This window comes from Acidobacteriota bacterium (assembly GCA_003696075.1).
Lineage (GTDB): Bacteria > Acidobacteriota > Polarisedimenticolia > J045 > J045 > J045.
In genome coordinates this window covers 1-14,170 of sequence record RFHH01000119.1, presented here as the reverse complement: position 1 = coordinate 14,170, position 14,170 = coordinate 1, and the positions used below count along the sequence as shown (strand labels likewise).

The window sequence follows — 14,170 nt, the reverse complement described above, 5'->3', positions numbered from 1 at the left end:
TTGCCGCCGGTCTTAGAAGCTGCGCGCCCGGATCTTCAGGATCCCGGCGGGAGCGAAGACCATGCGTGCGAGCGAGACGGGCCGTCATCCCTTCGAGATTCTCTCGGGCCTCGAGCAGGACCTGACCCGGATTCTGGACGGGCTCGGCCTGCCAGGGCGCGGGCGTCGCGCCGCGGAATTCCTCCCCCCCGTCGACGTCCGTGAGACCGACAGCGCGGTGGTGATCGAGGCCGACCTGCCCGGAGTTCCGCGCGAGGCGATCGATCTGCGCGTCGAGGGAGGGATGCTCCTGCTGACCGGCGAGCGTCCCCGTGCGAACGGCGCTGGCATCGTGCGTTCCGAGCGGCCGGCCGGTCGGTTCCGGCGCAGCTTCCGGCTGCCGCCCGGCGCCGATCCGTCCCGCATCACCGCCGGCTACGAAGCTGGGGTGCTCACGATCACGATCCCGAAGCGCGAGGAGGCGCGGGTTCGCCGGATCGAGGTTTCCGGGTGACGGGCCCTTCCGGATCGTCTGGCAGGAGCGGGGGCGCCGTGGCACACTCGAACCAGGGCCGCGGCTCCCGCGCGTCGCACGCGGTGTGAGGTCACGATGAGCGAGGCGAAGCGTTCGAAGGGCGCGGACGGCGAGCGGTTCGGCATTCTGCCGCTCCGAAACAGTGTGTTGTTCCCCCACGCCGTGATGCCGATCAGCGTCGGGCGGCGCAAGACGCTCGCGCTGATCGAGAACGCGCTGGAGAAGGATCTCCAGATCGTCGTCCTGAGCCAGAAGGACCCGGGAACCGACGACCCGCGGATCGAGGATCTGTACGATCACGGCACCCTGGCGCGAGTGCTCAAAGCGATCCGCGTCGGCGGCGGAAACATCAACCTCATCATTCAGGGTCTGCAGCGCGTCCGCCTGATCGAGCTCGAGCAGGAAGAGCCGCACCTGGCCGGACGCTTCGAGCGCCTGGAGACGATTCGCGACGAGGGAATCGAGGTCGAAGCGCTCGCCCGGAACCTCGCCATCCAGTTCCGCAAGCTGGTGGAGATTCACCCGAACCTGTCCGGGGATATTTCCGAGCTGACCCTTCCGGAGGACGATCCCGACCGGCTGGCGGATCTCGTGGCCTCGGTCCTGCCCATCCCGGTGAAGGACAAGATGGAGCTTCTCCCGATCGCATCCCTCAAGGAGCGGCTGGAGAAGATCACCTACCGCGTGAACCGGGAGATCCAGGTCACCGAGCTCGGGTCGCAGATCCAGTCGCGCGTCATGGACGAGGTCGGGAAGACCCAGCGGCACTTCTACCTGCGCGAGCAGATGAAGGCGATCCAGCGGGAGCTCGGGGACGGCGACGATCGGACGCGGGAGATCGAAGAGTTCCGGAAGAAGATCGAGGCGGCCGGGATGCCCGACGAGGCCCGGGAGGTCGCGGAGCGGGAGCTCGACCGGCTGAGCGCGATGCCGCCGGCGTCGGCGGAGTACACGGTGGCGCGGACCTACCTCGATTGGATGACGAGCCTGCCGTGGAGCACCACCACCGAGGACAAGATCGAGCTGAAAGCCGCCCGCGAGATCCTGGACCAGGATCACTACGACCTGGAGAAGGTGAAGGACAGGATCCTCGAGTACCTGGCCGTCCGGAAGCGCAAGCCGGATCTCAAGGGACCGATCCTGTGCTTCGTGGGCCCGCCGGGGACCGGGAAGACCTCGCTCGGCCGCTCCATCGCGCGTGCGATGGGCCGCAAGTTCGTCCGGATCTCGCTGGGAGGCGTCCGGGACGAGGCGGAGATCAGAGGCCATCGCCGGACGTACGTCGGAGCCCTCCCGGGACGGATCATTCAGGGACTGAAACGGGCGGGGTCGAAGAACCCCGTGTTCGTCCTCGACGAGGTGGACAAGCTCGGCGCCGATTTCCGCGGCGATCCCTCGAGCGCCCTGCTGGAGGTGCTCGACCCGGAGCAGAATTTCTCCTTCTCCGACCACTACCTCGAGGTCCCGTTCGATCTGAGTCAGGTCTTCTTCATCTGCACGGCGAACGTGCTCGACACCATCCCGCACGCGTTGCGTGACCGGATGGAGGTTCTGTCCCTTCCCGGGTACACCGAAGAGGAGAAGCTGGAAATCGCGCGCCGGCATCTGATCCCGCGGCAGCTGGAGGAAAACGGTCTCGAGGGAGTCGACATCGAGATCGAGGACGGTGCGATCCAGCGGATCATCGCCGAGTACACCCGGGAGGCGGGGTTGCGGAATCTCGAGCGCGAGATCGCCAGCCTGTGCCGCAAGGTGGCCCGGCGGCTCGTCGAGCAGGAGGAGGAGCACCGGTCCGGCCCGATCGTGATTCGGGCGGCGGACGTGCCCGACTACCTCGGTCCGCAGAAATTCCACCGGGAGTTGGCGGAGCGCGCCAACCGCCCCGGCGTCGCCATCGGTCTCGCGTGGACCCAGTCTGGGGGCGACATTCTGTTCATCGAATCGAGCCTGATGCCGGGCCGCGGCAAACTCCTCATCACGGGGCGGCTCGGCGAGGTGATGAAGGAGTCGGCCCAGGCTGCGCTGTCCTGGATCCGCTCCAACGCCGCCGCGTTCGGGATCCCGCCCGAGAAGTTCGAGAAGAACGACATCCACGTGCACGTCCCCGCGGGCGCCATCCCGAAGGACGGGCCCTCGGCCGGCGTGACGATCGCGGTGAGCCTCCTGTCGCTGCTGATCGGCCGTCCGGTGCGGCCGATGGTCGGGATGACGGGGGAGCTCACCCTCCGCGGGAAGGTGCTCCCTGTGGGCGGGATCAAGGAGAAGGTCCTGGCGGCCCGCCGCGCCGGCGTGACGCGCGTCATCCTGCCGGCGAACAACGAGAAGGACCTCGAGGACATCCAGCCCGAGCTGCGGGCGACGATGCAGTTCGACTTCGCCCAGGAGCTGGACGACGTGATCCGGGTCGCTCTCGGGGACGACCTGTTCGAGCGGCCGCCGGCCGGACCCGAAGAGCCGGGCCGGGTCGATGTGTCGGGCGAGGTGCGGGTCGTCAGCGACGACGCACCGCCACCGCGCTGATCCCGCCGGCGAACCGACTTCCGCTCAGAAAGGCGTCGCGTTGGTGTCCCGCGCGTCTTCGTGGTCGTCGTTCAGCAGCGCGAGGAGTGCCACCAGACCGCCCGCCGCCAGCGCCGGGACCAGCCAGGCGGCGTGCGCTCCGCCCGCCGCCGCCGCCGCGGGCGTTTCCTTGGCGGCAGGGCGCGGGAGCTTCTTCGGCGAGCCCTCGAAGATCCGGCAGACACTGTCCGGGACCTGGTTGAGACCGGGGAGCTTGCGGGTCGAGTCGGCCGACCACCACTCGGTGTCCTCCGGATTCGGCGCCCCGATCACCATCGAGATCTCCACCGTCTCCCCGGCGGGCACGTTGACGACCCGGTTGGCGAGGCACAGGCCCCTGGGCGTCGAAACGGCGCAGTCGTAGTACCCGAACGGGAGGTTCGTCAGAGCGTACGAACCGTCGGTCGCGGAAGGCTCCGAGGTCATCACCTGCTTGGTGTCGAGATGGATGCAGTGGACGGTCGCCCCGGCGATCGGTTCGCCGCCTTCTTCCCAGAACAGCCGCCCCCGGATGCCCGCCGTCCCCGCGGCGGTCTGACCCAGGGCCACGGGAATCTGCCCGCCGGTCGCCAAGAGCCCCACCAGAACAGCGCTGACGAACCGCTGCACCGATCGACCCATCTGCCGCATCTCCCGAGCCGTCCCTGCTCAGCAGGGGACCGGTCCAGAATCTAGGTCCGCGGTCGAGGGCTTTCCACGGGGGAGCCTCACCTCCCTCCCCTGGGGCCCGCGGGCCGCGGCACCCGGATCGCCGCCCGAGGCTATCGCCCTGGGCGGGCCGGGTCAAGCGGGATCGGGCGGAATCGGACAGCCGCGGCGCGTTACGGGGAGGAGGGGCTGACCACCGTCTCGTCGCCGCCCGACAGCAGGATGATCCCGGCGACGAGGGCGGTCGCTCCCCCGAGCAGGACCAGCGCTCCCCGGCCCCTCGTGAGCCACCGGAGACCGGTCGGGCCCAACGGTTCCACGAGGTGCGCGACCCCTGCCGCCGGACTCCCCCCGGCGAGAGCGACCGGGCGGCCCGGCTCGAGCCCCAGGAGCTGGTCTCGCGCCGTTGCCGGACCGATCGTCCAGTCCGCCTGGACCTTCTTTCCGGGAGGGACGAGAAGAACCCGGTTTCCCGGGTAGGGCCGGTCCCCGACCAGGAGGACGCACCGGTAATAGCCGTAGGGAAGCCCCGACACGGAGTACCGGCCGCGGGCGTCGGTCTGCGCCGCGTACTCCTTCCCCTGGGCGTCGAGGGGGGCGAGGACGACCCGCACCCCGCCGAGCGGTTCTCCGGAAGCGTCCCTCACCTCGCCCCGCACGCGCCCCGTCCCGGCGGACCCGGCCGCGGAGCCAGCCTGGGCCGGGATGGCGAGAATCGCGGCGAGAAGGACCGCGAGCGATCGGGGGGCGCGGCGACGCATCGGGAACCTCCGCTGGGCCGGGCAGGCGCCGGATCGTACACCACGCGCGCGGATCGCGGGAACGGCGCCTCGCCGGGACTCAGGGCGCTTCGAACGGGTTGGTTCCGTGCCGCAGGTCGGTCACGATTCGGTCGACACGGGGGAAGGCGGGATTGAGTCTCCGGACCCGTTCGTACTGCCGGAGCGCGGCGCCGATCCGCCCCTGCTGCGCGTAGGCCTTCCCGAGCTTGGCCCGGAGCCACGCCTCCCGCGTCGGATCGTGGCGGCCGCGCCCCTCGTCCAGCAGGGCCAGCGCAAGGCGCACGACCGCCGCCCAGTCGCCTCGCGCGTCCGCGATCTCCAGCCGGGCGTTCCGGACGAAGCCGAGCGCCGGATCGGCGCCGGCGAGCGCCCGCTCCGCCGCCTCCACGTCACCGAGCCGGAGGTGCTCCTGAGCCAGGTAGACCCGCAGCCGGTCGCGCTCGACCGGGTCGTCCCTCGCCGATTCCAGGCAGCCCTCCAGAAAGGGACGCGGGTCGAGACGGTGCACGCCGCGGAGGACGCGCCGCACCGCGTGTGCGATGGCGCAGCGGTCGGGCGAGGGGGTGACGTCGGAGGGGACCAGCGCCGCGAGGTCTTCCTTGGCGCCCTCGGAGAAGAGGCGGTCGATCAGCTCCGTCATGGCCCGGGGCACGGGCCGGAGCATCTCCCCGATCACCAGCACGGGGAGCCCCGTCTGGCGGAGAGTCCGGACGATCCGCCGCGCGAGGGCGGCCGAGCGGGAGGCGGCCACCCGGGCGTCTTCTCCCGCTCCCTCGAGATCGCCCAGCTCGAGCGCCGCCACCATCGTCTTCTCCCGGATCCAGGCGTTCCACGGATCGAGCCGCCGCGCCAGATCGGTCGCCCGGCGGGCTTCCTCGAGCGAGCGCGGCAGCTCCTCGTCGCCGAACAGGCCGGACCGGGCGGCCGTCAGGAGAAGCAGCGACTCCTGCGAGGCGAACCGGGCCGACATCGGCCTGGCCCGCTGGGCGGAGGCCGCCGCTTCGATCGCCCGGCACAGAGCAGCGCTCCCGCCCGGCTCCTCCTCCCCGGACGACCAGCGGGCGAACTCCGCCACCGACCGCTCGTAGGCCCTCTCCGGGATCGTCGGCCACGGGATGCGCTCGGCGGCGCCGGGCCAACCGGCGACGGAGAAGAGCAGGCCCATCGGGGCCAGGGCGAGGGCCGCCGCCCCCAGGAGGATCGAGCCGCGGCGCGAGGGTGCGGCGGAGGCACGGGGGAGGCTCGCCCCCGCGAGCAGTCCCACCAGCGCGGCGTGGGCGGGGATCTGCAGCCCGAAGTCGACGATCTCGTGCGCGGCGACCGCCGCCAAGGCTCCCCAGATCGGCCAGCCTTCCGGCAGCGGGTCGGGCCGGCGCCACCGCTTCCAGGCGGCCGCGGCGAACAGGGCCGCCGGCAGGAGGGCGGCCGCCAGCCCCGGCAGACCCGTTTCGACCAACTGCTGGAGGTAATCGTTGTGCGCGTAATCGTAGCGGCCGTAGATCCGCTCGCTCCGGTACAAGGGGAAGATCCACTCGAAGCTCCCCGCGCCGGTGCCGGTGGCGAGGAAGCGGGCGACGATCGGAAGGCTCAGCCGGAGAACCGCGCCGCGGCTCGCCTCGCCGGACCACTCCGACGGCAGTTCCTGCAGCCGGCCCGCGAGGTCGGGGCCGACGTAGACCACCACCGGCACGGCGAGCACCGCCAGCACCAGCGCCGCGACCCCGCGAACTTCCCCGGTGCCGCGGCGGACGAGGAAGGGCACCGCCGGCGCGAGGACGACCAGGGAAACCGCCGTCCCCGCTCGCGATTGCGTGGCGACGATGCCGGCGAGCTGGAGGCCGACCGTGAGCGCGAGCAGGGCGCGGACCATCATCTCGCGCCCGCGGTCGCCCCGGGGGTCAGCCTCCCGCAGCCTGGCGGCGAGCACCACCAGGGTGCACGACGCCCCCAGGTAGAGCAGCATCGCGAAGTGGTTCCGGTTGATCAGCGTTCCGCTGGCGGAATCGAGGTAGGCGGTCTTGAGGCGCCAGAGCACGTGCGGGGTGGGCGACCGCCACTCATAGAGCCCGTAGGCGGCCTCCAGCGCCGTGAACGCGGCCACCGCGAAGGCGAGCGCGCGGACCCGCCGCCCGGCCCGCCCGAAGAAGGTGTACCCGGCGGCGAACGCCACGAGCGCCGAGGCGATGCGGAACAGGGCCCGCCAGGTTCCCACGGGGTCGATGCTCACGGGAAGCCACCCGGAAGTGGAGGCGGCGATGAGCTCCTTCCCGCCGCAGCCGTGGACCGGACCGGGCCAGACATCGGCAAGGAGCGCGACGGCGCCCGGGTCGATCCGGCGCAGGAGCCCGACCGGCAGCGGGCAGAGCTGGAGCAGGACGAGGAGCGGCAGAGCGGCCAGCGCGAAGCACCATCGCCTCGGGAGCCGCGCGTGGCGCGGCGACGCGAGGAGCGCGCCGCCCGCGAGGGCGAGGACGCCGCCGCCGAACAGGCAGCGGATGCCGAGGCGCGTCGCGTCGGGAGCCGTCCCCAGCGGCAGGGTAGTGGCTCCGAAGAGTAGCTCCCCCGCGAGAACCCAGCCCAGGAGCGACCAGGCGAGGAACGCCTCCGGGCGCCGGCCGGTCATGGCGCGCCGACCACGCCGGGATCAGGTCCGCTGCCCGCCAGCCCGTGCAGCCCGACCACGGCGGCGCGGGCGAGACTCGTCGTCCGCCGCGTACCGGTAGTAGCGGTACTGGTACGGGACGTGTTCGGTCTCGACGGCGTTCAACACCGCGCCCAGGATCGTCGCCCGCCCCTTCTCCAGCTTGTCCTTGCCGAGACGTCCCGCTTCGCGCGACGTATAGCCCGAGCGGATGACCAGCACGACGCCCTCGGTCTGCCGGCCGATCAGCACCGGATCCACGACGGAGAGAAGCGGGGGAGAGTCGAAGATGACGTGGTCGAACTCGCCGCGTTCGCGCAGCGTCTCCACCAGCTCGGCGAACCGGGGGGAATCGAGCAGATCGGCCGGGTTGGGCGGGACGGGGCCGGCGGCGATCAGCGACAGCCGGTCGATCCGGGTCTGCTGGATCAGCGGATCCAGGTCGTTCAGGCCCGTCAGGAAGGTGCTGACGCCCCGGTCCTTTTCCACCCCGAGCACGTCATGGCAGCGCGGCCGGCGGAGGTCCGAGTCCACGAGGAGCACCTGCCGCCCGAGCTGCGCCAGCGCGATCGCCAGGTTCACGGCGGTGGTGGTCTTCCCCTCGCCGGGCTGGCACGAGGTGACGGTGAGATCGCGCGGCGGATGACCCGGCGTGGCGAGAAGGACCGCCGTCCGCAGCTCGCGGTAGGCCTCCGCCGCCGGGCTGAGCGGCATCTCGGCCGTGATCACCGCCGGATCGCAGCGCACCGGCTCCTCGCCGTGCGCCTTCTTGACGGGGCGCGGCGCCGGCACCATTCCGAGCAGCGGCAGATCGAGGATGTCCCGCACGTCGTCCGGGGACTTGATCGTGTTGTCGATGTACTCGGCCAGCACGGCCCCACCGATGCCGAGGCACAGCCCGAGGAGGAATCCGAGCAGGATGTTGAGCTTCTTCTTCGGCCGGTAGATGATCTCGGGCGGCACCGCCTCGTCGATGATCTGCACGTTGTGCGCGGTGTCGCCGAGGTTGGCCGACTGCTCCATCTCGTTTTCCTTGGCGATCAGCTCGTTGAGGGTGGCCTTCTTGCGCTCGAGCTCCAGGCTGCGCGCCTCGTATTCGATCATCGCGCGGTCGGCCTCGCTCGCCTCGCGCGTCGCATCGGCGAGGAGCTGGGCGAGCTGCTGCTCTTCCCGCCGGGCCTGCTCGAAGGCGGCCTGAGCACTGTCGATCGCGCTGGCGGCGATGGCCGCGATCTGTTCCTGCAGGTGCTCCCGGCTGCTGTCCAGCTTCGCCTTGACCGTCTGCACCTCCGGATGCTTCTCCCCGAGCTGGACGAGCTTCTCCCTGTACTCGCTCTCGAGCGCGCTCACCCGGGAGCGCAGCTCGCGCACCACGGGGTTCTCCAGCACCTCCTGCAGGCTTTCCGGTCTGGTGGAGCGGACCGTGTCGAGGCGGGCCCGGGCCTCCGCCAGCTTGATCTTCGCCTGGGTGTAGCGTTCCTGGATGTTCGACAGGTTGCGGCGGGTGACGTCCTCGCCCTGACCCAGGACGATCTGGTGCTGCGCGGCGTAGTCTTGCAGCGCCAGCTCGAGGTCGGAGACCTCCCGCTTCAGCTCCGCTACGCGTTCCACGAACCAGTCCTTCGACTGCTTCGCGATCCTCGTCTTGCGATCGAGCGTGAACCGGAGGTAGCCGTAGGCGATCGCGTTGGCGACCTCCGCGGCGATGCGGGGATCGGGATGCACGAACGAAATCTCGACCAGGTGAGAGTCCCGGACCGGATCCACCGATAGTCCGGCTCGCAGCTGCTTGATGTACGGCCGGAGCGGATCCACCTCGCCCGTTTCCGGGGCGCCACGCCCGATCACGGAGAGGATCTTCGCGCGCAGCCCGCCCAGCGAGAAGGGTGAGGGTTCCTCGTCCGCCTGCTCTCCGAGAAGGGTGGGGCGGTTCTCGAGGTCGAGCTGCTTCACCGCGTAGCGCAGCACCGCGTCCGAGCTGATGATCCGGTACTGGGTGTTGTACCAGTTCTGGTAGTCCAGCCAGCTCGGTTCGGTGGCCGTCAGCGAGGTGTTCAGCAGCCGCACGCCCCGCCGCTCGATCGAGATCGTCGTCGTCGCCTTGTAGATGGGCGTCGCCAGGAAACTCGACACGGCGGCAGCGACCGTCGTCACGAGGACGCAGGTCCCGATGAGCCAGCGCCGGCGGACGAGGATCTGCCAGTAGCTGCGGAGGTTGAATTCCTGGTTCTGTGGGTCTTGCTGGATCATGCGAAGCGTCTCCGGGGGGCCGATCCGGTGGCGGTCGGGCCGTCCGCGGGGTCGGGCGCGGGAGCGGCGCCCGCTTCCGCCGCTCGAAGCCGGGTGGCCGACCGCACGCGCGGTCCTCGGCCGGGCCGGTTCAGAAGAACGACTCCTCCACGATCACGATGTCGTTCGGCTGCAGTTCGATGTCCGGGTCCCGGCCCTTCATGATGCGTCTCAGATTTACATTGATCTGCTGCTCGCTGCCATCCGGGAGTTTGCGCAGGACCTTCACCTTACTTTCGTTCGCCCGGTCGGTCGTCCCGCCGGCCATCGTGATCGCCTGCAGGATCGTCACCGTCTCGTCGGCCGAGAATTCGTGGGCGTTCGGATTGCGCACGGCGCCCGTCACATAGATCCGGATCTTCTTCTCGTAGGGGACCATGACGACATCGCCCGGGCGCAGGAGGATGTTCAGCAGCGGATCGCCCTCGTAGATGAGCCCGTCGACGTCGATCTCGATCCGGCCCTCGCTCGCCTCGGGATCGAGCCCCCGGATGACGTAGATCTTCTTGCCCGCCCGGAGATCGATCCCGCCGGCCTCCCCGATCATGTCGAGGAGCGTCCGCTGCCCGAGGAGGGCGTACGGCCCCGGCTTGGTGACGGCGCCCTGGATGTAGACCCTCCGGCTGACGTACTCCTTGACGAAGACCCCGACCTGCGGGTTTTTCACCAGCTTGCGCCGCCGGAGTTCGTCGGCGATCGCCTGCTCCGCCTGATGCGGGGTCAGGCCGCCCACGTGGATCTCGCCGAGGAGAGGAAGGGTGATCGTTCCCTCCTCCGTGACACGCTTCTCGCTGTTGAGCTCGTCCATGTCGAAGACGGTGATCTCGAGCAGGTCGTGCGCGCCGATCACGTACTCCCCTTCGTAGGCGCTGGGAGGGCTCGCCAGCGTCGCCGCTGGGACGCCCGTGGCGGGCTCCTGCTCGTTTGCGGGACCGGCGAGCGGTGCCGCGGGCGACCACGCCGCCGCGGCCGCCGCGAGAATCGTCCGGAGCGGGAAACGCGTCATGACTCGACTCCCTTGGAAATCATCGTCTCAGAAGGTGAAGCTCCCCGATGTCGCCACGTAGTACTGCGTATCGTCGAAGCCGATCACGTTCGAGTCGCGGACCCGGCGCCCGTACCGCACGCTGAAGATGGTCTCGCGGCCCAGGTAGAAGAGAACCCCGACGTAGTCGTTCGCGATCCGGTCCCGCCGCCTCGTGTCGGCGGGGTTCTCGAACGGGACGGGGGTCGTTTCCGGGAACTGGAGGTCGCGGCGGGAGACGCCGGCCTGCACGCCGAAGAGCCGGCCGAGGAACGTCTCCGCCGAGAGGCTTCCCGAGCGGCTGTCGAAGAAGAGGTTCCCCGAGAAGGTGCTGAAGAAGACGTCCCGCCGGAGCGAACCCCGGATCCGCGCCCGCCCGGTCGGCCGGTAGGTGAAGCTGAGCGCGCCGACGCCGCCCCGGAATGGCCGGAAGCGGCCCGTGGCGGGCTCGAACCGCACCCTCCCCAGGCGCAGCTCGCCCTCGATCCGCCGGCTCGGTTCGAGCCCCACGCCGAGCTCGATCCTCCGCTCCGAGGAATCGCGTCCCTCGCGGTCGATCGTGAAGTCGTGTTCGCGCCGCTTGAACGATCCGAAGAACCGGGTGCCCGACGACAGCCTCCACCCCGCCTCCAGCTCCAGCGTGGCGGCGTCCTCGTCGAGGCGCTCGGCGATCAGCTCGCCGCCGGGATCGGGATCGCTGTAGCGGATCCGCTGGCGTTCCGCCGCGAGGACGAAGTCGGTCCGCGGGCCGAGGAAGAGCCGCGCGGCCCCGCGGATGCGCCGGTCGTCCCGCCGCGAGCGGGCGTCCTCGGCGGAGTTCGGGCGGAGGCGCAGTGTGGACCACCGTGCCGCGCCGGTCAGCAGCACGGGCCCCAGGATCGTGTCGAGCTGGCCCGAGAAGTCGTTGTCGGCATGGTTCAGCGAGGAGGTCTTCACGAAGACCTCCCCCGCGAGCTTGTCGCGGAGGGTCAGCGCGACGCGGCGGCCGAAGCGGATCTGGGCGTCGATCTCGGGCCCGAGCCTGATCACGTAGTCGGAGCGGGCGGGCTCGCCGGGCGGAACGAGGTAGACGTTCGAGTCGTAGCCGATGTTGTCGATCGAAAACGCCGGCCGCACCAGGAACGGGCCCCACCTGCGGGCGTCCAGCAGGAGGGGAAAGGGCTCGTCCCGCGTCGGCGTCTGGGCGATCCCCGGCGTTCCCGCGAGCACCGCGAGCAGGACCAGCGCGGCGCGGGCGGGCGGGCGGACGGCCCGGAGGGACTCCGGCCGCGGAGACCGGGCGTCGGTTGCCACGGCGCGCTGCTCCTCCTCGTCCGGGCGTGCGCGGCGCGCGAGGACGCACCCTGCCCGTGACGACCGGACAGTCTAGCCCTCCCCGGCAGGCGCCGCTTCCGCGCCGTTCGCCGCCTCAGGGGGAGGAGGGGGTGACCGGCGGCTCCTGCTCCACCAGCTCCTGGGCCTCGTCGGTCAGGGCGTCGCCGACCCCGGCGAACACCACCGCCCCGACGACGAACAGGATCGTCGCCCCGACCGGCGTCTTGATGAAGTGGCGGAACCCCCGGTCCTTCTTCGGCGCTTCGCCGGCGTCCCCGCCCTCGCCTCCTTCGGCGGCCTCGGCCGGCGCGACGGCCGACTCGCCCGGGGCGAGCCGGGGCAGGCCGAGGTGGACCGTGCGGTCCTCCCCGGGGGACGCCACGACCCGAGCCGCGGCGAGCGGCTCGCCGGACCGGGAGGCGAGCAGGAGCACGTAGGCCCCGGGCGACAAGCGGGGGAAGAGGAAGCGGCCGGCCTCGTCGGTCCGGGCGGAGAGGGCTTTCCCGGGAGCCGCCGCCGGAATGGCCCGCACCTCGATGCCCGCGGCCGGGCTCTTCAGGTCGGGAGCGAGGACGTTGCCGTGGATCCGTGCCATCTCGGGTGCGGGGGCGGCCAGCAGGGCCACGGGCTGGAGGAGGAGAGCTGCCGCCGTCAGCACGGCGGCCGTTCCGCGCGTCGGTCCGATCATCACGTCCAATCCTCCGGGGGATCCCTTCTCACCGGCGGGGCCGGGATCTGGTTCAGGGGGCCTCTGGCTACAATGGGTCCGGCCGGGGACCTGGGCACGCCGGCCCGGTCGGCGCGCGGGCTCGGCGGGCCGGTAAGTTTCCACCATTCCCCACCTGGCGTGCAACGAGGCGAACGGATGCAGGCGAATGCGAAGAGGGAACGTTTGGCGCAGCTCCTGCGCGAGCTCTCCCTCCGGCGGGGGCGGTTCCGCTTGGCCTCGGGCCGGGAGTCGGACTACTACCTGGACTGCCGCCGCACGACGCTCTCGGCGGAGGGGGCGACGCTGGTGGGGGAACTCGTCCTGGCCGCCCTGGATCGCCGGGGGTGGCGCCCGGCCGCCGTCGGGGGCCTGACCCTCGGCGCCGACCCGGTGGCGGTCGCCACGGCGGTCGTGTCGCAGATCTCCGGGAGGCCGGTCGCGGCCTTCATCGTCCGCAAGAAGCCGAAGGACCACGGGACGGGGCGCCGGATCGAGGGGTGCCCGCCCCCGGGCAGCCGGGTCGTTCTCGTCGAGGATGTCGTCACCACCGGCGGGAGCGCGCTCGAGGCGGCCGGCGCCTGCCGCGAGGCGGGCCTCGAGATCCTCGGGGCCGTGGCGATCGTCGACCGGGAGGAGGGTGGCCGGGAGGCGATCGAGGCAGCCGGGATCCCGCTCGAGGCGCTGTTCACCGCCTCCGAGCTGCTGGCGGGCTGAAACACCCGCGCGGCCGCCGGTGCGCGGATCGCCCCCGCGCCCGGGCAGGGCGAAGCGTGTCCGCCCCGCGGACCTCGGATGTCCGGTTCCAGGCCAGGGTGACGCGCGGCGGGCATCCGCCGGAAGCCCAACGCCTTTCATGTCAGTTCGTTGTGTCCTTGCACGCTTCTTGCTCCCTCCCCGGGCGCCCGGCCGGCCGGATCCGGCCCGGCGGAGGAGCGAGTCATGTACCAGGATCGGCTGGACGAGAACCTGCTCGACGAGGTGACCCGGCTGGTGGGCCGCCCGGTCCCGGTCGTGGCCGACGCGCTCGGAGGTCTGTTCGGCGTCCTGGTGGGGGAGCTCCCGGGCGAACTGGCCCGGCAGCTCGCTCCGTTCCCGCTGACCGCGTGGCAGGCGCTGGCTCCCGAGGAGGAGCCGGTGCGGCGGATCTGGACCGCGGCCCTTTCGGCAGGGCTGACCGCCGAGGAGGTGTTCACGGTCCTGGCCGTCGTCGACGACCACGTCAGGAGGCGGTTCGGCAACGAGGCATGGTCCCGGGCCGGGGAGTGGGCCCGGCGGCTGGCCCGGGAATACGACTTCCCGATGCCCCCGAGCGCCCCGGGTGGCCGCAAGAAAGCGAGCCGGGCGCACCGCATGTGACGCCGGGCGCGAGCGCGGAACGAGGAGGCGAGAGATGGCTCACGGAAATCGGTCGAAGCGGTCGATGGAACTGACGCGGCACCTGGCCGAGCGCTTCAATCTGCGGGACGAGCTGGTCAACGAGGCGCTGACCGCCCTCATCGGAGCGATCCATGACAGGCTTCCGCGCGCGGTCCAGGTGAGTCTCGTCTCCTGGGTTCCCCAGAGCTGGGGGTTCTTGTTCGGTGCCCAGGCTACCGACACCGTCCGCGGCGTCCCGGCCCTCCGCGCCCGGCTCCAGGAGGCCGGGCTGTCTGCGTCCTACGCCGGTCCCTTCGTCGCCGAGGTGGTCGCC

General features: G+C 71.3%; 12 protein-coding genes. 5 read left to right on the top strand and 7 right to left on the bottom strand.

Annotation, left to right across the window (positions count from 1 at the left end; all coding sequences use genetic code 11):
* Positions 1-61 precede the first annotated feature (61 nt).
* Complete coding sequence (locus D6718_07430) at positions 62-493, top strand: Hsp20/alpha crystallin family protein (protein ID RMG45379.1); 432 nt, start codon at positions 62-64, stop codon at positions 491-493.
* 96 nt (positions 494-589) lie between these two features.
* Complete coding sequence (gene lon / locus D6718_07425) at positions 590-3,034, top strand: endopeptidase La (GenBank protein RMG45378.1); 2,445 nt, start codon at positions 590-592, stop codon at positions 3,032-3,034.
* A gap of 24 nt (positions 3,035-3,058) precedes the next feature.
* Here lon and D6718_07420 read toward each other — a convergent pair whose 3' ends face one another.
* From D6718_07420 to D6718_07390, 7 genes are all read right to left on the bottom strand, one after another.
* Positions 3,059-3,703, bottom strand: coding sequence for a carboxypeptidase regulatory-like domain-containing protein (locus D6718_07420; protein RMG45377.1), 645 nt, complete (start codon positions 3,701-3,703; stop codon positions 3,059-3,061).
* 191 nt (positions 3,704-3,894) lie between these two features.
* Positions 3,895-4,482, bottom strand: a complete 588-nt coding sequence (locus D6718_07415; protein ID RMG45376.1) for a carboxypeptidase regulatory-like domain-containing protein — start codon at positions 4,480-4,482, stop codon at positions 3,895-3,897.
* Positions 4,483-4,561: 79 nt separating this feature from the next.
* Positions 4,562-7,126 carry a hypothetical protein gene (locus tag D6718_07410; protein RMG45375.1) on the bottom strand — a complete coding sequence of 855 codons (2,565 nt, stop codon included), beginning with the start codon at positions 7,124-7,126 and terminating at the stop codon, positions 4,562-4,564.
* Between the two features lie 21 nt (positions 7,127-7,147).
* Positions 7,148-9,394, bottom strand: a complete 2,247-nt coding sequence (locus tag D6718_07405; GenBank protein RMG45374.1) for a polysaccharide biosynthesis tyrosine autokinase — start codon at positions 9,392-9,394, stop codon at positions 7,148-7,150.
* 130 nt (positions 9,395-9,524) lie between these two features.
* Complete coding sequence (locus D6718_07400; protein RMG45373.1) at positions 9,525-10,439, bottom strand: hypothetical protein; 915 nt, start codon at positions 10,437-10,439, stop codon at positions 9,525-9,527.
* A gap of 27 nt (positions 10,440-10,466) precedes the next feature.
* Positions 10,467-11,750: a hypothetical protein gene (locus D6718_07395; GenBank protein RMG45372.1), complete on the bottom strand. Its 1,284-nt coding sequence runs from the start codon at positions 11,748-11,750 to the stop codon at positions 10,467-10,469.
* Positions 11,751-11,865: 115 nt separating this feature from the next.
* Entirely contained in the window at positions 11,866-12,459 is a 594-nt protein-coding gene (locus tag D6718_07390; protein ID RMG45371.1) for a carboxypeptidase regulatory-like domain-containing protein, read from the bottom strand.
* Between the two features lie 177 nt (positions 12,460-12,636).
* On the opposite strand from D6718_07390, the gene pyrE reads away from it, so the two are divergent.
* The 3 genes from pyrE to D6718_07375 all read left to right on the top strand — a co-directional run.
* A complete protein-coding gene (gene pyrE, locus D6718_07385; protein RMG45370.1) occupies positions 12,637-13,194 on the top strand; it encodes an orotate phosphoribosyltransferase in 558 nt (185 codons plus the stop codon).
* A 225-nt stretch (positions 13,195-13,419) separates the two neighbouring features.
* Entirely contained in the window at positions 13,420-13,836 is a 417-nt protein-coding gene (locus D6718_07380) for a hypothetical protein (protein ID RMG45369.1), read from the top strand.
* A 34-nt stretch (positions 13,837-13,870) separates the two neighbouring features.
* On the top strand, positions 13,871-14,170 hold a 300-nt coding region (locus tag D6718_07375), incomplete at its 3' end, for a hypothetical protein (protein ID RMG45368.1).